We start from the raw sequence: 18,970 nt of genomic DNA, 5'->3' as shown, positions 1-18,970 counted from the left end.
TCCAACAATCGATATAACATTAGGCTTGCCAAGAGTTTGGTAAATTATACTCGATTTTCGAGGAAGAAATTTAAAGCACGCCCTAATTATTAGGACGTGCTTCTTAAGTTCTTATTCTGTTATCGTATCATAGATTAAGTTTGGTGCCTTAACTGATTTGGTTGTGATAACTATACTTTCGTATAATTTTTCCTTAATTTGATCGAGTTCTTTACTATTGGCATGGATTGTCAATAGTGATTCCCCTTCAGAAACTTCGTCACCAATCTTTTTGTTCAAAACGATTCCAACAGCAAGATCAATCTCTGATTCCTTCGTTGCACGTCCAGCTCCTAAAAGCATCGCTGCTGTACCGAGTTCATTAGCAATGATAGACTCAACAGTCCCAGAGGATCTTGCTGGTAATTCCACTTTAAAAGCTGCCTCTGGTAATCGACTTGGCTCATCAACAACCGTCGAATCCCCGCCTTGCGCTTGAAGAAATACTTTAAATTGTTCCAATGCTTTTCCATTATTAAGATTTTCAAGCAATTTTGCTCTTGCTTCGTCTACATTTGCCGCCATACCGCCTAATACGACCATTTGGCTACCTAAAGTGAGACAAATCTCCGTTAAATCTTCAGGACCTTTTCCTTGAAGTGTATCGATTGCTTCCTTAATTTCTAATGCATTACCAATTGCAAATCCAAGCGGTTGATTCATATCGGAAATAATTGCCACAGTATTTCGTCCCACCTGATTACCGATAGATACCATTGCTTTCGCCAATTCCTTGGAATCTTCAAGCTTTTTCATAAATGCGCCTTCACCCGTTTTTACATCGAGAACGATTGCATCAGCACCAGCCGCAATCTTTTTACTCATAATCGAACTTGCAATAAGTGGGATGGAGTTCACGGTCGCTGTTACATCTCGTAAGCTATATAGTTTCTTATCAGCCGGTGTCAGATTCCCTGATTGTCCGATAACGGCAACTTTATTTTCATTTACTAATCGAACAAATTCATCGTTTGTTATTTCAACATGGAATCCAGGTACAGATTCTAATTTATCGATTGTCCCTCCTGTGTGGCCTAGGCCTTTACCGCTCATCTTTGCTACTGGTACACCAAGTGATGCAACTAAAGGTGCTAAAACTAATGTCGTTGTATCCCCGACACCTCCTGTAGAATGTTTATCTACTTTTATTCCATTAATTGCCGATAAGTCGATTTGATCACCAGACTCTACCATTGCTTTCGTTAAATTTGCTCGTTCCTTCGCAGTCATTCCTTGAAAAAATATTGCCATTAACAATGCACTTACTTGATAATCTGGTATTTCTTCTGCAGTGTAACCATTAATGAAAAATTGAATTTCCTCATTAGTTAATTCATTGCCGTCACGCTTTTTCTCGATAATGTCATACATTCTCAAGTCTATCACCAGCTTTCAAATTATTGTGGTAGTGTATGGATTACTTTTTTAATAAATTGGAGGAAGTCTTCTCTCACTTTATTTGTCGTATCAATTACTTCTGTATGTGTTAATGGTTGATCTAAAATCCCTGCAGCCATATTAGAGATACATGAAATTCCTAGTACACGAATCTTCGCATGGTTAGCGACAATTACTTCAGGAACAGTAGACATACCAACAGCATCTCCACCTAAAATTCTTAACATTTTTATCTCTGCGGGTGTTTCATACGTTGGTCCAGTATTTCCTACGTAAACTCCTTTTTGGATCGATAAACTAAGTTCGTTTGCACATTGTTCTGCATGCTCAATATATGTTTTGTCATAGCACCTAGACATATCAGGGAATCTTTCACCAAGCCCGTCATCATTCTTTCCGATTAATGGGTTCGTTCCCATATTATTTAGATGATCAGTAATAAGCATTAAATCTCCAGGATTAAAGTTTGTGTTGATTCCTCCAGCAGCATTCGTAACGATAAGAGATTCAATTCCTAATTGTTTCATTACACGAACTGGAAATGTTACTTGTTCCATTGTGTAGCCTTCATAATAATGGAATCTCCCTTGCATCGCGATAACTTGTTTTCCTTCTAAAGTACCGATAACCAATTGCCCTTTATGACCTGCTACAGTTGATTCAGGGAAATGGGGGATATCTTTATATTCAATTGTAACAGGATTCTCGATTTGGTCAGCGAGCACACCTAAACCAGAACCCAAAATTAAACCAATCGTTGGTTTACCCGTATATTTATTTTCGATATATTTACTTGCCTCTTTAATTGTAGCTTGATTCATATTTCTATTCTCCCTTACTTAATATCTGATAAAAAGCTTGTCCCATATGCTGGCATCTTTACATCAAAATTATCTGCAATTGTAGCGCCAATGTCTGCGAATGTGTCTCTTATAGGTAATTCTTTACCTTTTGAAATTTGTTTATGATGAATGAGTAATGGTACATATTCACGTGTATGATCTGTGCCGTGATAGGTTGGATCATTCCCATGGTCTGCTGTTATTATTAACAAGTCATCATCTTGCAGTAAAGGAAATACTTCAGAAAGTCTCACATCAAATTCCTCTAAAGCTTTTCCATAGCCCTCAGGATCACGACGATGACCATATTTTGCATCAAAATCGACTAAATTTAAGAAACTAATTCCAGTAAACTCCTGCTTAAGTGACGCTATTAATTTCGTCATACCATCATCATTATCCACGGTGCGTACTGCTTCGGTAATACCTTCACCATCATAAATATCCGAGATTTTACCTAAAGCAATAACATCATACTGACTATCTTTTAATTCATTCATCACAGTACGATTAAATGGTTTTAATGCATAGTCATGACGATTAGATGTTCTTTCAAATGCACCAGGTTTACCAATAAATGGGCGGGCAATTATACGACCGACCTTATATTTCTCGTCCAATGTTAATTCCCTAGCAATTTCACAAATACGATACTGTTCTTCAATTGGAATAATCTCTTCATGTGCAGCAATTTGCAACACAGGGTCTGCTGATGTATAGACAATCATCGCTCCTGTCTTCATATGCTCTTCTCCAAGCTCTTCAATAATTGCTGTTCCTGACGCAGGTTTATTTCCAATAACTTTCCTTCCTGTTTTTGCTTCTAATTCTTCTATTAGTTCAGGGGGAAAACCATTTGGAAATGTTTGGAATGGTTCCTGGATGTTTAGACCCATAATCTCCCAATGCCCTGTCATTGTATCTTTTCCATTTGAAGCTTCTTGCATTTTTGTGTAATGTGCTTTTGGTGACCGAGTACTGTCAATCCCCTTGATCTTTTTAATATTACTTAAGCCAAGCATGCTCATATTCGGCATATGTAAACCATTCATTCGTTCGGCAATATGCCCTAACGTATCTGAACCGGCATCATTAAATTTTGCTGCATCAGGTGCTTCACCAATGCCTACAGAGTCCAATACAACTAAAAAAACGCGTTTAAAATTTGTCATTTAATAGCCCTCCTAACTTATATCTTACCAAATTCGCGTGAATCTATGTTTTAAATGATTGAAATTACGCGCGAGGATGAAAAGCTTTATACATATCTTTTAATCTAGTTTTTGAAACATGGGTGTATATTTGAGTGGTTGAAATATCAACATGTCCTAGCAGTTCTTGAACAACCCTTAAATCCGCACCATTCTCTAATAGATGTGTTGCGAATGAATGACGTAACGTATGCGGTGTTATGGACTTTTCAATTCCACCATCCTTTGTCACCTTTTTAAGTATTTTCCAAAATCCTTGGCGAGTTAGTGGTCGTCCATGCTGATTCACAAATAAAATCGTTTCCTTGTTTTGTTTCAAAATTTTTCCCCTTGCATGTTGGAGATAGTGGTCAACTGCTTTTATTGCGACATCTCCAATCGGTACAATTCGCTCCTTCGATCCTTTTCCATAACATTGGACAAAACCCATGGATAGGTGCAAATCACTTACCTTTAATGTTATCAATTCAGAAACACGCAATCCTGTTGCATAAAGTAACTCTAACATTGCTTTATTACGTATACCTAGTAAAGACTGATCATTCACTGAAAGTATTGCTTCAACTTCCTCTTGAGAAAGTATATCTGGTAGTTTTCTTTCCTTTTTCGGTGTTTCTATATGTAAACTTGCATCTTGTGTGACAAGTTGTTCACGAATCAAAAACTGGTGAAACGAGCGTATCGAGGAAACATGACGAGAAATGGTTGCAGTCGACTTCCCATTATCCTTTAGCACATAGAGATAGCCAATAATATCATTTCTAGCAACAGAATTCCAGTCTGATTTCTCACTTACTTTCTCAACATACTGTATATAATCATCCAGATCTCGTTGATACGACGTCAGCGTATTTTCAGACAGCCCTCTTTCTATTTGTAAAAAGTGAAAATAATCTTCTTTAGCATCTTTTAACATTTCTTCTACTCTCCTAATCGAAAAAATAAGTCCAATCGATCAATTAAAGTCTGTTCAGTATTAAAGACTTTAACAGAAGGCCCTTCTGGTGGATCATAGCGATGATAATTGTCATATTCCGTAGACAGCATTCGCAATCCAAAATAAAACAAACATGTACATGCAATAAATATAATAAATACCTTGATTGTATCCCAAAGCAATCGCTTCAATTGGCAACTCTCCTTATAAAATAGTATCCTATTTAAAGATATGCCAAAAAAGTTAAACAATATACATCTGGATTAATAGAATAGTAATCAGTCGGATTATTTAGGTTATCAAATAAGGGACTACGCCTTCATATTTCTATTTTCAAAAATCAAAAAGCCTCTTCCTCAGCGGAAAAAGGCATACTTGAAAACACTTATTGCGTAGCTTTTACAGCTGCTAATTGACATTGTTTACAAATTCCATGGAAGGTAAGCCGATGATCCTGTACCTCAAACCCCCATTCACTTTGTACAATTTTTTCTACATCTTCTAATAAGTCATTTACAATTTCTTCAACAGAACCACATTCAATACAAACTAAGTGGTGATGGAAATGTTTTGCCCCTTCTTTTCTTAGATCATAGCGAGATACACCGTCACCAAAATTTATTTTGTCCACAATCTTCAATTCAGAAAGTAATTCTAGTGTACGATATACTGTCGCTAATCCAATCTCGGGTGATTTTTCTTTAACTAGTAAATATACGTCTTCAGCACTAAGATGATCTTCCTCACGCTCTAGTAAAACACGTAATGTAGCTTCTCTTTGTGGAGTTAATTTATAGCTCTCCGAATGGAGCTGTTTTTTTATGCGCTCTATCCGATGTTCCATAGTAGGTCGCCTCCTCATATCCTTCTTTATTATATGCACCTATGAAACACGTGTCAAAAAATATATATATTTAGTTTATATTTATAATAATTATAATATAAGTTTTATTATTAGTAAAATGATTTAATTAAAGTCTCCATTGCGGCATTGGAAACAAATGCTTCAACCAAAGCAGCCACGAAAGAAGCTACGATGAGCATAGTAAAGATGACCACATAACGACTAAACGGCTGGAATATTGTTTGTGAATTTCTGCGTGAAAACAATTTATTAATTAATGTTAATGAGAAAACCATTGATAATGTACCAGCAATTATATAAATAGGGATTATAAGTATATTTTGCGGTGCAATTGACAGTGCAGCAAGCAATAATCCTTTAAAGCCAAGTTGATTGACAATAAAACCAACAGAGAAACCAATGACAAGCCCCTTTATGTATAATAATATCCAGACAATAGGTAATCCCACTACAGATAAGCCAAGGATAAACAATAACAACAAATATTTAATATGATAGAAGAAGCTTTGTTTTAAAATTGTGATATGGTCAATTGATTGCTCATTCACGATTTCTCCAAAAAAACGTTCTAAATAAAAAAACAAATCCTGTTTCTGAACAAAATTCATGCTATTCACGATAATTGCACCAAAAACGATACCTGTTAAAAATAGTATCATCATAAAAAGATAAATAATGGCATTTTCTTTTACGTGATTTAATAGTAATATTCGATTATTATTCATCGGAATCCCCCATTCAAGAAATAACACTATAGTTAAAACTATGAAGAATTCCGTGCAATAATACTAAAAATCTATTTTTATTTGCTAAAAAAAAAGATTAACTATGAGATAGTACCGTATTTCCCGCCACCGCCAGCATTTATTTTCAATTTACTTTCTCTCATATCAATAATAGAGCGTGCTAGTTTTTCAGAAACCACATCGATTAATTGCTCGTAAGTGGCATAATGGATCACATTCATCTCAGTACCAAACCGTTCTAGTAATTTCTCAAATGTCTTTGGTCCTAGTTTTGGTAAATACTCCAGTGGAACCTGATATAAATAATTAGGACGGTGCCCCACCTTCAGATTGGTATCCTTTAATTCTTGAATTCGATCGGACACTCCTTTAATAATTTTCGCTGATCCGCAATTCGGGCATTCCGTTGTTTCTAACGATACCTGCTCCAAGCAATTATTACAAACGGTTTGGTGGTACTTGCCTAGAAGAGGATTCATTCCATAATTTTGTTTAACTCCTCTACCAGCTACTCCATGTAAAGCAAGATTAAATTCCTTAAATGAAGGCTCGTCCATATTTAGCTCTTGGTATTCCCGGGCGATCTTTGCTAATGAATGTGCGTCTGAATTCGTAACAAATGTATAATCATGAAGCTCACTTATCTGATCTGCCATTGATGTGTCAGAGCTAAGGCCAAGCTCTACCCCATCGATTAAATCAGGGTCAAACACTTCTTGTAGAGTTCGTGTTACTCCTCGTCCATACAAACTTTTAAACGGTGTAAATATATGTGCGGGGATAAAAATACCGTCTAATTCCTTCACTTTATATTGAAGATCCTTAGCAGTTCCATAATAACGTTGTGAGCTTAGGGTTATATTTTTCATCCTAGTCGTTAACCATTCTGAAAAATAAGCAATATTTGCTAGCGTCGGAAAATAGCAGAGAACATGGATTGGACCTTTACAATTTGCATCATATACTTCTATTTCTGATCCTAGCAACAAGGTTACGTTCTCAAAACGGATTCCACCATCCTTTAACTCATAGGCTTTTTTTTGATTAATCAGCTGGATAATTTCTTGTTGTACAGCTGGAGCGTGGCAATCAATAATACCTATCAAATCGATTCCTTTATTCCTACTTGATTCGACTAGGATATTAGTTAATGTTAAGGTCTTTGACGCTGTAATTTTTACTGGCTTATTATACATATCACGCCCAATATGGATATGCATATCGGCAAAATATGAATTCAATCGATTACCTTCTTTCTAGTGCGTGTAAATAGAGAATCGCATAATTGGTTTTCGCATCTTGAATACGGCCATCCTCGACATACTGTTTTGCTTCATCCAATGTTAGTTCAATAATCTCAACAAATTCGTCATCATCACCAGCGACATGTTCTGTCAATTTTTCGATTGTATCGGTTATATAGATCGTAATTAATTCGTCTGCAAAACCTGGAGAAGTATAAAAAGAAGTTACAAAGGATAACTCATTTGTAGTATACCCAGTTTCTTCTTCTAATTCTCTTATTGCTGCTGTTTCAGGGTTTTCCCCATCCTCTAACTTACCAGCTGGTATTTCAACGAGTGATTTTTCTAAAGGTTTACGATATTGTTCAACAAACACGATTTTATTATCTTTTGTTATAGGTATAACAGCTACTGCTCCTGGATGTTTAATAATTTCGCGAGTAGATGTTTCCCCATTTGGCAATCTAACTTGATCGACATGCAATTGAATTACTTTTCCTGTAAAAATTTGTTCGCTTTTTATAGTTGTCTCTTCAAATTTTTTCATATGTATTCCTCCAATTCATTGTATGGACTTTATAAAATATTCATATTATCAAAAGCAGCAGGAGGATTAATCTTAGGATTAACCCTCCAACCCTCCTACTTAAAATCTGTATCGACTATGCTACTAGCAGCAATGAAAGGATTTAGCATCCCTTCAGGACTGGATAACTTGAAAGTACCGTTTTTATAGTCCAATTTCATTGATTTAGCAAAGAAAACGGCCTGTTGTTCGGAAATGTAAGTTGAAAAACTACCATTATCCACCTTTTGATAATGTGGCTTAATATCATCAATTAATCGGAAAGTTGGCAAACCATTGACACCACATCCGCAACCGACTGTATCATACCAAAGCAATAATGAACTTAGATTATCTGTATTCATTTCTTTAATTGTATCTTCCGCTTCTTTTGTAATCGTTAATTCCATGGAAGTACCCCCTTATTGAAACTATTTCCCCTTTATTATACACTTTTAAAGCCAATAGCTAAACCAATTGACATTTAGCTGTTGAATATGTACTTTATTGTTAAATTAAAGTGGATCAATAAATACAGCTTTCTATACGATAATGAGAAGTACTTGCTTGAATGTTAGTCACAAAAAGATTAATTGCATCCATTTCGGGCAAGATTGTATTAGATTGATAGAAATAAGGTTAAATTTGATATAATAGTATTAAGCTATCCTGAGTTACATCACAATATATCGGAAAAAATCAGAAACTAGCCTTCATAAATGAAGCAAGTATTAACTGTTGGAGGATGAATAATGGAGTTAACTTTTCTTGGCACAGGTGCAGGTCTCCCTTCGAAGGAAAGGAATGTATCGGCAATTGCCTTATCTTTATTACAAGAAATTAATCATATATGGTTATTTGATTGCGGGGAAGCAACACAGCATCAAATATTAAGAACATCAATTAAACCTAGAAAAATAAACAAAATATTTATTACACACCTACATGGTGACCATATTTTTGGACTACCTGGACTATTGAGTAGTCGTTCTTTTCAAGGTGGCGACGATTTACTGACAGTATATGGACCTGTTGGGATCAAAGAATATATTGAAACAAGTTTACGACTCAGCTGTTCTCATTTGGCGTACCCCCTTTCAATCGTAGAAATAGATGAAGGTAAAATAATCGAAGAAGAAAATTTTCAAGTATTTGCAAAAAAGCTGGATCATGTAATACCTAGCTATGGTTTTCGTATCATTGAGAAGGATAAGATTGGAGAGCTACTAGTACAAAAATTAATGGATAACGGCATCATGCCAGGTCCAATCTATAAACAAATAAAAGAAAATGCTATGATTCAAACTGAGGACGGTAAAAACCTGAATCAGAAAGATTTTATCGGACCTTCTAAAAAAGGTCGAGTAGTAAGTATCCTAGGTGATACACGTTATCATGAAGAACATCACGGTTTTATCAAAAATTCGGATGTCCTCGTTCATGAAGCAACATTTGAAGATGATAAGTCCGAAATGGCAGCTGATTATTACCATTCCACTACTACACAAGCTGCTAATCTTGCTAAGACGGGCAATGTATCACAACTAGTCTTAACTCATATCTCTTCACGTTATCAAGATGATGATTCACAGCAATTACTTAAAGAAGCATGTGAAATTTTCCCAAACACTAGCATCGCAGCTGATTTTTATAAACTTACTATTGAACATAAAGCATAATAGAGGAGAGATTTCATTGGAACAAATGAAAGAAACATTCACGGATCAGCAAGCATATTTCCTAAATGGAAATACTGTTGATTATGAATTTCGTAAAAAACAATTAGAAAATTTAAAGCAAATGTTAAAAGACAATGAAACGAAAATATACTTATCATTAAAAATGGATCTAAATAAGTCTAAGCATGAAGCTTTTACGACAGAATTGGGTTTCCTTTACACTGAAATTGATTTTGCAATAAAAAATTTACGTTACTGGATGGCTCCTGACAAAGTAGCTTCCCCATTAACGCATAAAGGTTCAAAAAGTTACATTCTCAAAGAACCATATGGTGTAGTTCTAGTTATCTCTCCGTGGAATTATCCATTACAGCTAGCACTAGCACCTGTTATCGGTGCCATCGCTGCCGGTAATTGCGTCATACTGAAACCATCGGAACTAGCAAACTCCACTTCATATTTATTGGCAGAAATGGTTAAGTCTTACTTTGACAGCTCTTTCTTCACTGTAATCGAAGGTGGAAAAGAAAAGACAACTGAATTATTAACCTATCCATTTGATTATATTTTCTTTACAGGAAGTAAACATGTTGGAAAAATAATCATGAAAGCAGCTAGTAATCATTTGACACCTGTAACGTTAGAATTAGGTGGGAAAAGTCCTGCTATCGTTGATCAAGATGCAAATATTAACTTAGCAGCGAAACGAATTGTTTGGGGTAAATTTACAAATGCGGGTCAAACCTGTGTAGCTCCAGATTACGTTATTGTCCATGAAAAAGTAAAGTTCAGACTGTTAAAGGCAATGATTAAACAGATTAAATCATTATATGGTAAGGACCCATTGAAAAACAAAGATTATTCTCGAATTATTAATACCAAGCATTTTGAACGACTTGAAATGTTTTTAAATGAGGAAAATATTGTTCATGGGGGAAATGTTGATAAGGAAGAATTACTCATTGAACCAACGATTTTAGATAAAGTAACATGGGATGATGATGTAATGAAGGATGAGATCTTTGGTCCTATTCTACCAATAGTAATGTTTACCAACTTAGATGAAGCCCTATTTAAAATAAAAAGAGGAGATAAACCACTCGCACTTTATTACTTTGGTGAGGATGATAAGACCCAGCAACAAGTGGTTGAATATTTATCATTTGGTGGCGGATCGATAAATGATAGCCTCTATCATCTTGCAAACCCACATCTTCCATTTGGTGGTGTTGGTGCAAGTGGAATGGGATCTTATCACGGTAAATTTAGTTTTGACACATTCTCTCATCATAAAAGTATCTTAAAACAAACAACTAAATTTGATGTACCTTTCCGATATCCTGGTGGAAAAATCAGTGAAACTATCGCACAGAAAATTATGAAATAAGTTGTAGAAGCTTACAAGATATCGATTGTATATGTAAGCTTCTATCTTTTATAGTCGTCTAAAAAATCCTTTTGAAAGCTAGTTCTGGGTTGAATATCATCTTTTTTATCTCCTGGGCTCCATTTTTTAAATGGGTTTTTCCCATATTTTTCCGTCAAAGTCTCAATCGTACTGTATAGGTTTTCTTTACTTGCAACTTTTTCATACGTAAATAAATCCAACTGTTGACCAATATTTCGCTTTTCCTCTACATCTTGAACGGATATTCCTAACAAGCGAACAGGTTCACCGCTCCAATGCTTCTGAAATAATTCATCTGCTAGTCGATAAATATCTTCCTTTTCTTCAATAAAAGATTGCAGTTTTTTGCTGCGAGTAATCGTATTACGATCATGATAGCGAATCATAATTTGTATGCTTTTTCCGGCTGCATCCTTCCGCTTCATTCTCCGCTCCACATTTTCTGCTAGCTGTTTCAATAGTCGTTGAATAACTATCAAATCTGTTGTGTCCTCAGGCATTGTTTGTGAGCTGCCGATGCTTTTGAATTCATAGATAGCATCTGGATCTACGGGTCTTGTATCTATTCCATTTGCTCGATTTTTTAATCGCTCACCATTTATCCCTAATAACTGTTTTAATTGGTACGGATCTTTCTTGGCGAGATCGCCAATCGTATAAATATCAATTGTATTTAGTTTCTCAGCAGTTTTTTCTCCAACACCATACATTTCCTCTACCTTTAACGGCCAAAGTGTTTTTGACAATTCTCTTTTTCTTAAAACTGTTATTCCTAAAGGCTTCTTCATATCAGATGCCATTTTCGCAAGAAATTTATTCGGAGCAATACCTATACTGCATGGAATATCAAGCTCATTTAATATTCGTTGCTGTAAATTTATTGCAAGCTCTATCGGTGTTCCGTCCATATTACTCGATGTTACATCCATGTAGCCTTCATCAATTGAAACTGGTTGTACATATGGTGTAATTTCGGATAGTATTTTGAATATCTCCCTTGAGGCCTCTCGGTACCTGTCAAAATTGGGCCGCATCACAATTAATTCTGGACAAAGCTTTTTGGCCTGCCAGATGTTCATTGTCGTCTTTACTCCCTTTGATCTTGCCTCATAGCTACTTGTTACGATTATACCTTTTCTTTCTTCAGGATTTCCAGCAATAGCCAAGGGCTTTCCTTTAAGCTTAGGATTATAAGCCATCTCTACGGATGCATAGAAACAGTTCATATCAATATGAAAAATAACACGACTTTTTTTCGCATTGGCTTTAATCATGATTATTCATCCTCTGTATAAATATTAAAAAATATTTCGCTTTTCAACAAATCATTGATGGCAATGGATAACATAACGAACGTTACACACACTGCTTACTAGTTTTCCCCTGCATAAATCAATGATCCAGAACGAAAGACAACTTTGTACTGTAACGTACACCTATTCTCAATAAATAACCCCTCTTTGCTTTAGAGCTTGAGGGGCCTGTTCAACATTTAGACTAGTTAGCTGCCACTTCTTTTATTATTGCAGCAACTAACTCTGTTACTTTTACGAGATCATCTACAGCAATTCGTTCGTTAGTTGTATGGATTTCTTCGTATCCAACTGCTAAATTAACAGTAGGTATACCGAAGCCGGCGATAACGTTCGCATCGCTTCCACCACCACTTTTAAGTAGCTTGCTTTCTCTTCCTATTGTCTTTGCAGCACTTCTAGCTACTTCTACAACTTGATCTCCTGCTTGCTGGTTAAAGCCTGGATACATGACTTGGATATTAACAATTGCTTCTCCACCCAATGATTTTGCTGTCGTTTCGAATACTTCCTTCATTTTAGCAACTTGTGCTTCCATTTTTTCCGGTACTAATGATCTAGCTTCCGCTAAAATTTCTACGTGATCGGCAACTATATTAGTCTGTTTTCCACCTTCAAAACGACCAATATTAGCAGTTGTTTCTTCGTCAATTCGACCAAGAGGCATCTTTGAAATAGCTTTTGCTGCAACTGTAATTGCAGATACACCTTTTTCCGGAGCGAGACCTGCATGGGCTGTTTTTCCTTTAATTATCGTATGAACCTTTGCTTGAGTGGGGGCTGCAACAACAATATCCCCCACTTCTCCATCACTATCTAATGCATAACCATACTTCGCATGGATTAATGAGCGATCTAAAGCCTTCGCACCTACTAGCCCTGATTCTTCTCCGGCAGTAATAATAAATTGGATATCACCGTGCGCTATACTATTTTCCTTGATTAATTTTATAGCTTCGAAAATAGCTGCCAGTCCTGCTTTATCATCAGCACCAAGAATTGTCGTTCCATCAGAAACAATCATACCATCTTTTACCTGTGGCTTAATATTCTGCCCTGGCACAACTGTATCCATATGAGATGTAAAGTAAATTGGGTCGACATCTTGTTTATTTCCTTTAAGAGTACAAATTAAATTATTAGCACCATGTCCCGTTATTTTTTTACTATCATCTTCTATTACTTCTACACCTAAGTCTGAAAACTTCTTTTTCAATACTTCTGCAATTTCTGCTTCGTTTGTTGTTTCTGAATTAATCTTTACCAATTCGAAAAATTCATCTACTAATCGTTCTTGATTCACTGTTGTCATTTCTTAAAACCTCCTACATATATAGATTACTACATTTTTATTATTTATTACAATAGAAGCTATCGGTATCAAATTATTTCAAAATTTCCGATACCCTTCGAAAAATTCTAAATTATTCACTTCTCCGAAAGAACAGATAATTATTGTGAATAATACTTGTCCAACGTAGATTTTCACGTTAAAATGATAAATAGCAATGCAGAGAAGAGGAGGGCTATTTTTGGCTGCAAAACAAAATGCTCAACAACTACCTAGGAAGAAATCAAAACGTGAAAAAAGACAAAAAATAGTCGTATATATTATGATTATTGCGATGATAATATCTACCATTACTGCTGGGTTAGCATATTTTATTTACTATTAATCATGAAGAAAAGACTGGTGAAATTTAATCCCAGTCTTTTTTTGAGAAAAAAGACAGTTTTGCAATTATTGTTTACTTTTTTCATGCCGTTTGACTAGGTTAACATCTGTTTTTTTGTATTTTTGTTTAATTTTTATGTAATCTTCAACCTCATGCAATAATTGAAACAAATTGGCTCTAGTTTCAAATTCCTTTCTAGTAGTCGGCAATTCTTCTTGATTAAAGGATTTCTTAAGGTCCTTAAGCTCATTTAAGAAAATAATCGCTGTGTTTTCTGGATAAACATTCTTTGAAAGCTTTTCAAAGAAGTCAGCAATTTTTTCTGATAATGAGTCTGAACTCTCTAGCTCAGATGCTAATGGTAGCATTGCCTTTAAATGCTCAAGCTGACGGCTGCGCATGTGAAAGTAATCACGGTAAGTATGTTTGTTTCGTAACAGATGGTTCTCCAGGTCTCTTTCAACCAAATTAGTTGCTTTACTTAAAATTTCTTCACTTTCAATAATCTCTTTTCCATCCCATTCTTGATCATTATTTCTTATGTACACTGAGATTTGATAAAGCACTTCTTGAAAATTATCCTCAAGCTTTTTTTGTTGGTTTTCGAAAGCATTATCTAAACTAGGCATATATAAGTTTAATAATAAAGCAGTGCCTATTCCAATTATAATAAGCAGGAACTGGTCAAATAAAAAGGAGGAATGGTTACTAGAAGCGCTATAAAGGTTTAAGATGATAACGGAGCTTGTTGTAATACCTGCTGTAATGTTCAAATAGACGGTTGTCGGTATAAAAACAATCAGCATAACTCCTAAAGCAAAAGGATTATTACCTAATAATTCAAAGAAAAAGATGGAATAAATGCTTGCAATCACACATGCTAAAAATCGATCCCATGCTGTAACAAAGGAACGCTTTCTTGATGGCTGGATACACAGGATAGTTAAAATCCCAGCTGATACAAAGTTTGTTAAACCTAATAATTGAGCGATCGATACTGCTATTGGTGTTCCTATTGCAGTTTTTATCGTTCGATAGCCAATTTTCACAGTAATATCTCCTCATAAATATATTCAGGAATAAACGTTTCTTCCTAGATTATTAACTTATTGTTTTCTTATAAAAAAAGACTGACCCACTTGTAAAGAGTCAGCCTTCAATTCGTTTATTTAGTAATAAAGAGAGAAATCACTTTACACTTCTTCACAGTATTCATCAAATAATTGCTGTAATTTACCCGTTACTTCAACTGGACTATATCCTTCAATGTCATGACGTTCAATCATTTTCATGATTTTACCGTCTTTTAATAATGCAAATGAAGGTGATGATGGAGCGTAACCTTCAAAATATTCACGCGCTTTCTCTGTTGCCTCGCGATCCTGACCAGCGAATACTGTAACTAAATGGTCTGGGCGCTTGTCAAAATGAATAGAATTAGCTGCGGCTGGACGGGCAACTCCACCTGCACAGCCACAAGTTGAATTCACCATCACTAATGTCGTACCTTCACGTGACAGTGCTGCATCTACTTCTTCAGGTTCTTTTAACTCTTCATAACCAGCTTCGACTATATCTTTACGTGCTGCATCAACAACATCATTCATAAATAAATTAAAATCCATCTAAACCCATCCTTTCTATTTAACGTATTATTAATACTAATATAAGATTAACAAGATAAGTAATTATTTTCAATTTATATAACTTAACAGCTGGTTTATGCTAATTAATATACATTTGTTGTCGTTTCATTCATATTTTCTAGTATCTCTTTCACTCGAGCTAGGAATCTTCCGCAAACTAAGCCATCAAGGATCCGATGATCTAAAGATAATGATAAATTAACCATATCTCTTGCGGCAAACATATCATTAATTATTACCGGACGTTTTACAATTGACTCAACTTGTAAGATTGCTGCCTGCGGGTAGTTAATGACTCCCATTGAATGAATTGAACCAAATGACCCCGTATTATTAACGGTAAATGTACCGTCCTTCATATCATCAGATTTTAACGTTCTTGTTCTCGCTTTATTTGCAAGTTCAACTATATCCTTCGCAATCCCTTTAATACTCTTCTCATCTGCATTTTTGATCACTGGGACAAATAGCTCTTGATCATTCGCCACTGCTATTGAGAGATTGATATCCTTCTTTTGGATGATTTTATCTCCTGCCCATTGACTATTTAATTGAGGGTATTCCTTCAATCCTTGGGCTACCGCTTTTACAAAGAAGGCAAAAAACGTTAAATTAAATCCTTCTTGTTGTTTAAATGAATGTTTTATCTTGTTTCGATAGGTCACCAAGTCTGTTACATCTACTTCCACTGTCATCCATGCATGAGGAATTTCTTGCTTGGATCTAACCATGTTTTGCGCAATAGCTTTTCGAACACCTTGTACTGGAATCTCAATATCACCGTGATTGACGTCAGGAATGAAAGTTTCTCTTTGTTTCGACATAGTTGGTGCTACATCAATGGTTTCAGACTTTAATGTATCAATTGTTCCTGCATTAATTACTTTCTCAATATCTTTCCGAGTAATCCTGCCACCACGACCAGTACCACTAACAGTTAATAAATCAATGTTATTCTCCTGCGCTAATCGTAATACAGCGGGTGAATATCTTTGCTTCATTGATTGATTTTCCTTAGCGGTATTATCTACCGATACCAAATCTTTATCATTTTCATCATTTGCTGCCGTCTCTTCATCCTGAACATCTTTTTCAGTTTCAATGTAGCACATTAAACCGCCTACAGCGATTGTATCGCCCTCTGCTGCGATTAACTCTTGAATGATTCCAGAGAATGAGGAAGGAACCTCTGCGTTCACTTTGTCTGTCAATACTTCAGCAATTGGATCATATTTATTTACTTTGTCGCCAACGGCTACAAGCCAAGTACTGACCGTACCCTCAGTAACACTTTCACCTAACTGTGGCATCGTAATCTTTTCCCTTGCCATTTTATACATCCCTCCTTTATTAGAATTCCGCTAATTCACGCATTGCTTTTTCTACTTTATCTGGATTAACCATGAAATATTTCTCCATTGGTGGTGAATATGGCATTGCTGGGACATCTGGACCTGCTAGTCTCATGATTGGTGCATCCAAATCAAACAGGCAGTTTTCAGCAATAATCGCTGCAACTTCACCGATAATACTACCTTCTTTATTATCCTCTGTTATTAATAATACTTTGCCGGTTTTCTTTGCTGCTGTGATAATCGCCTCTTGATCCAATGGGTAAACCGTTCTTAAATCAAGAATATGTGCGTCTATTCCTTCTTCTGCTAATTTCTCAGCAGCCTGAAGGGCAAAATGAATACAAAGACCATACGTGATAATCGTAATATCGGATCCTTCACGTTTTATATCAGCTTTACCAATCGGAATTACATAATCCTCTTCCGGAATATCAGCTTTTAATAGTCGATATGCACGCTTATGCTCAAAGAATAGCACAGGGTCATTATCACGGATTGCTGCTTTCAGTAATCCCTTTGCGTCATATGGTGTGGACGGCATTACAATTTTTAATCCCGGCTGATTAGCAAATATGGATTCTAATGATTGTGAATGGTATAATGCTCCGTGAACACCACCGCCATACGGTGCGCGAATCGTAATTGGTACATTCCAGTCATTATTTGAGCGATAACGAATTTTCGCAGCCTCGGAAATGATTTGATTGACAGCAGGTAAAATGAAATCTGCGAATTGCATTTCTGCAACTGGACGCAACCCATACATTGCTGCACCGATTCCAACACCAGCAATTGCCGATTCTGCAAGTGGCGTATCCAATACTCGTTCCTCTCCGAATTCTTCGTATAATCCATCTGTTGCTCGGAATACACCGCCTTTTACCCCTACATCTTCTCCTAAGATAAATACCTTTTCATCGCGAATCATTTCTTCTCTAAGTGCAGCTGTAATTGCTTGAATGTAGGACATTACAGTCATAAACATATCCCCCTTACATTTCGTATACGTGTTTTAAAGCGTCTTCTGGCGCTGCATATGGAGCGTTTTCTGCATAGTCAGTTGCTTCATTGACAATAATATTAATTTCATTATTTAATGCTTCTTCTATTTCACTAGTTAACACGTTAACGTCCCTTAAATAAGTTGCAAAAGTAATAATCGAGTCTTTTTTCTTAGCCTCGTCAACTTCTCCTTTTTTACGATACGTGCGATCGTCATCATCGCTTGAATGTGCCGTCAATCGATAAGTAATTACTTCTATTAATGAAGGTCCCTCACCATTAATTGCCCGTTCCCTTGCTTGTTTGACAGCTTCGTAAACTGCTAACGGATCATTTCCATCAATAGTCTCTCCGAACATACCGTAACTCTTTGCACGTATCGATACATTTTCACTTCCAATTTGTTTCTCAAATGGGACGGAAATTGCATAATTGTTATTCTCAACCATCGTAATGACAGGTAATTTATGCACTCCAGCAAAGTTCAAACCTTCATGAAAATCACCTTGATTTGATGACCCCTCTCCTAGAGTTACAAAGGAGACAAACTCTTTTTTCTCCATTTTTCCAGCTAGTGCTACACCAACCGCATGTGGTACTTGAGTAGTAACTGGTGAAGAGCCTGTCAAAATCCTATTTTTTTTCTGACCGAAATGGCCTGGCATTTGTCTTCCTCCTGAGTTAGGGTCCTCAGCCTTCGCAAATGCCGATAGCATCAAGTCTTTTGCTGTCATCCCAAACGCTAGAACAACACCGAGATCACGATAGTATGGTGCAACATAATCGGTTTGTCTATTTAATGCGAATGATGCTCCGACTTGTGCCGCTTCTTGTCCCTGACAAGAAATAACGAATGGAATTTTCCCCGACCGGTTTAATAACCACATTCTTTCATCAATCTTTCTAGCAAGTAGCATCGTTCTGTATATTTCTAGAACTTCCGCATCTGATAAACCGAGTGCATCATGTCGATTATTAGGCATGAAACATTCCTCCTTAATTAATCAAACCTCATTATGATTCGTTATTTAGTATTTGAAATAA

20 protein-coding genes are annotated in these 18,970 nt (G+C 36.0%); 3 read left to right on the top strand and 17 right to left on the bottom strand.

Annotation, left to right across the window (positions count from 1 at the left end):
* Positions 1-111: 111 nt before the first annotated feature.
* From CWR45_RS00460 to CWR45_RS00415, 10 genes are all read right to left on the bottom strand, one after another.
* Positions 112-1,416, bottom strand: a complete 1,305-nt coding sequence (locus CWR45_RS00460; protein WP_115747828.1) for a pyrimidine-nucleoside phosphorylase — start codon at positions 1,414-1,416, stop codon at positions 112-114.
* 20 nt (positions 1,417-1,436) lie between these two features.
* Entirely contained in the window at positions 1,437-2,258 is an 822-nt protein-coding gene (locus tag CWR45_RS00455) for a purine-nucleoside phosphorylase (protein ID WP_115747827.1), read from the bottom strand.
* Positions 2,259-2,272: 14 nt separating this feature from the next.
* A complete protein-coding gene (gene deoB / locus CWR45_RS00450) occupies positions 2,273-3,451 on the bottom strand; it encodes a phosphopentomutase (RefSeq protein WP_115747826.1) in 1,179 nt (392 codons plus the stop codon).
* Positions 3,452-3,515: 64 nt separating this feature from the next.
* Entirely contained in the window at positions 3,516-4,406 is an 891-nt protein-coding gene (gene xerD, locus CWR45_RS00445) for a site-specific tyrosine recombinase XerD (protein ID WP_115747825.1), read from the bottom strand.
* A gap of 5 nt (positions 4,407-4,411) precedes the next feature.
* Positions 4,412-4,618: a YqzK family protein gene (locus CWR45_RS00440; protein ID WP_115747824.1), complete on the bottom strand. Its 207-nt coding sequence runs from the start codon at positions 4,616-4,618 to the stop codon at positions 4,412-4,414.
* Positions 4,619-4,812: 194 nt separating this feature from the next.
* Positions 4,813-5,271, bottom strand: a complete 459-nt coding sequence (fur, locus tag CWR45_RS00435) for a ferric iron uptake transcriptional regulator (protein WP_115747823.1) — start codon at positions 5,269-5,271, stop codon at positions 4,813-4,815.
* A 110-nt stretch (positions 5,272-5,381) separates the two neighbouring features.
* A complete protein-coding gene (spoIIM, locus tag CWR45_RS00430; RefSeq protein WP_115747822.1) occupies positions 5,382-6,017 on the bottom strand; it encodes a stage II sporulation protein M in 636 nt (211 codons plus the stop codon).
* 101 nt (positions 6,018-6,118) lie between these two features.
* On the bottom strand, positions 6,119-7,279 hold the full coding sequence (locus tag CWR45_RS00425) for an endonuclease Q family protein (RefSeq protein WP_245975301.1): 1,161 nt from the start codon (positions 7,277-7,279) through the stop codon (positions 6,119-6,121).
* Positions 7,280-7,283: 4 nt separating this feature from the next.
* A complete protein-coding gene (locus CWR45_RS00420) occupies positions 7,284-7,829 on the bottom strand; it encodes an NUDIX hydrolase (protein WP_115747821.1) in 546 nt (181 codons plus the stop codon).
* 95 nt (positions 7,830-7,924) lie between these two features.
* Positions 7,925-8,257: an iron-sulfur cluster biosynthesis family protein gene (locus CWR45_RS00415; protein ID WP_115747820.1), complete on the bottom strand. Its 333-nt coding sequence runs from the start codon at positions 8,255-8,257 to the stop codon at positions 7,925-7,927.
* 342 nt (positions 8,258-8,599) lie between these two features.
* On the opposite strand from CWR45_RS00415, the gene rnz reads away from it, so the two are divergent.
* On the top strand, positions 8,600-9,526 hold the full coding sequence (rnz, locus tag CWR45_RS00410; protein ID WP_115747819.1) for a ribonuclease Z: 927 nt from the start codon (positions 8,600-8,602) through the stop codon (positions 9,524-9,526).
* A gap of 25 nt (positions 9,527-9,551) precedes the next feature.
* Entirely contained in the window at positions 9,552-10,913 is a 1,362-nt protein-coding gene (locus CWR45_RS00405; protein WP_115747958.1) for an aldehyde dehydrogenase, read from the top strand.
* Between the two features lie 41 nt (positions 10,914-10,954).
* Here CWR45_RS00405 and CWR45_RS00400 read toward each other — a convergent pair whose 3' ends face one another.
* Complete coding sequence (locus tag CWR45_RS00400) at positions 10,955-12,208, bottom strand: DNA polymerase IV (RefSeq protein ID WP_115747818.1); 1,254 nt, start codon at positions 12,206-12,208, stop codon at positions 10,955-10,957.
* Between the two features lie 223 nt (positions 12,209-12,431).
* On the bottom strand, positions 12,432-13,559 hold the full coding sequence (locus CWR45_RS00395) for a M20/M25/M40 family metallo-hydrolase (RefSeq protein ID WP_115747817.1): 1,128 nt from the start codon (positions 13,557-13,559) through the stop codon (positions 12,432-12,434).
* Between the two features lie 220 nt (positions 13,560-13,779).
* Between CWR45_RS00395 and prli42 the strand changes: the two genes are divergently transcribed.
* Positions 13,780-13,923 (top strand): stressosome-associated protein Prli42, encoded by a 144-nt coding sequence (gene prli42, locus CWR45_RS00390; protein WP_245975300.1) that lies wholly within the window; start codon positions 13,780-13,782, stop codon positions 13,921-13,923.
* Positions 13,924-13,988: 65 nt separating this feature from the next.
* Here prli42 and CWR45_RS00385 read toward each other — a convergent pair whose 3' ends face one another.
* The 5 genes from CWR45_RS00385 to CWR45_RS00365 form a co-directional block, all read right to left on the bottom strand.
* The gene (locus tag CWR45_RS00385; protein ID WP_115747815.1) at positions 13,989-14,972 is read right to left on the bottom strand and encodes an aromatic acid exporter family protein; all 984 of its coding nucleotides are present in this window, start codon (positions 14,970-14,972) and stop codon (positions 13,989-13,991) included.
* A 144-nt stretch (positions 14,973-15,116) separates the two neighbouring features.
* Positions 15,117-15,548, bottom strand: a complete 432-nt coding sequence (locus CWR45_RS00380) for a BrxA/BrxB family bacilliredoxin (protein ID WP_115747814.1) — start codon at positions 15,546-15,548, stop codon at positions 15,117-15,119.
* 104 nt (positions 15,549-15,652) lie between these two features.
* The gene (locus CWR45_RS00375) at positions 15,653-16,900 is read right to left on the bottom strand and encodes a dihydrolipoamide acetyltransferase family protein (protein ID WP_115747813.1); all 1,248 of its coding nucleotides are present in this window, start codon (positions 16,898-16,900) and stop codon (positions 15,653-15,655) included.
* Positions 16,901-16,919: 19 nt separating this feature from the next.
* Positions 16,920-17,903 carry an alpha-ketoacid dehydrogenase subunit beta gene (locus CWR45_RS00370; protein WP_115747812.1) on the bottom strand — a complete coding sequence of 328 codons (984 nt, stop codon included), beginning with the start codon at positions 17,901-17,903 and terminating at the stop codon, positions 16,920-16,922.
* A 13-nt stretch (positions 17,904-17,916) separates the two neighbouring features.
* Positions 17,917-18,909: a thiamine pyrophosphate-dependent dehydrogenase E1 component subunit alpha gene (locus CWR45_RS00365; RefSeq protein ID WP_115747811.1), complete on the bottom strand. Its 993-nt coding sequence runs from the start codon at positions 18,907-18,909 to the stop codon at positions 17,917-17,919.
* Between the last annotated feature and the right edge of the window lie 61 nt (positions 18,910-18,970).

Origin of the sequence: Oceanobacillus chungangensis (assembly GCF_003369565.1) — a bacterium.
Lineage (GTDB): Bacteria > Bacillota > Bacilli > Bacillales > Amphibacillaceae > Oceanobacillus > Oceanobacillus chungangensis.
Note: the sequence above shows the minus strand (reverse complement) of the source record. Positions and strands in the feature narration are given on the sequence as shown.

What these genes read in the sequence shown, in the direction of transcription:
- CWR45_RS00455 (WP_115747827.1), bottom strand. Translation starts at nt 2,258, where the DNA reads ATGAATCAAGCTACAATTAAAGAGGCAAGTAAATATATCGAAAATAAA.
- deoB (WP_115747826.1), bottom strand. Translation starts at nt 3,451, where the DNA reads ATGACAAATTTTAAACGCGTTTTTTTAGTTGTATTGGACTCTGTAGGC.
- xerD (WP_115747825.1), bottom strand. Translation starts at nt 4,406, where the DNA reads ATGTTAAAAGATGCTAAAGAAGATTATTTTCACTTTTTACAAATAGAA.
- fur (WP_115747823.1), bottom strand. Translation starts at nt 5,271, where the DNA reads ATGGAACATCGGATAGAGCGCATAAAAAAACAGCTCCATTCGGAGAGC.
- spoIIM (WP_115747822.1), bottom strand. Translation starts at nt 6,017, where the DNA reads ATGAATAATAATCGAATATTACTATTAAATCACGTAAAAGAAAATGCC.
- CWR45_RS00420 (WP_115747821.1), bottom strand. Translation starts at nt 7,829, where the DNA reads ATGAAAAAATTTGAAGAGACAACTATAAAAAGCGAACAAATTTTTACA.
- CWR45_RS00415 (WP_115747820.1), bottom strand. Translation starts at nt 8,257, where the DNA reads ATGGAATTAACGATTACAAAAGAAGCGGAAGATACAATTAAAGAAATG.
- rnz (WP_115747819.1), top strand. Translation starts at nt 8,600, where the DNA reads ATGGAGTTAACTTTTCTTGGCACAGGTGCAGGTCTCCCTTCGAAGGAA.
- CWR45_RS00405 (WP_115747958.1), top strand. Translation starts at nt 9,552, where the DNA reads ATGAAAGAAACATTCACGGATCAGCAAGCATATTTCCTAAATGGAAAT.
- CWR45_RS00400 (WP_115747818.1), bottom strand. Translation starts at nt 12,208, where the DNA reads ATGATTAAAGCCAATGCGAAAAAAAGTCGTGTTATTTTTCATATTGAT.
- CWR45_RS00395 (WP_115747817.1), bottom strand. Translation starts at nt 13,559, where the DNA reads ATGACAACAGTGAATCAAGAACGATTAGTAGATGAATTTTTCGAATTG.
- CWR45_RS00380 (WP_115747814.1), bottom strand. Translation starts at nt 15,548, where the DNA reads ATGGATTTTAATTTATTTATGAATGATGTTGTTGATGCAGCACGTAAA.
- CWR45_RS00375 (WP_115747813.1), bottom strand. Translation starts at nt 16,900, where the DNA reads ATGGCAAGGGAAAAGATTACGATGCCACAGTTAGGTGAAAGTGTTACT.
- CWR45_RS00370 (WP_115747812.1), bottom strand. Translation starts at nt 17,903, where the DNA reads ATGACTGTAATGTCCTACATTCAAGCAATTACAGCTGCACTTAGAGAA.
- CWR45_RS00365 (WP_115747811.1), bottom strand. Translation starts at nt 18,909, where the DNA reads ATGCCTAATAATCGACATGATGCACTCGGTTTATCAGATGCGGAAGTT.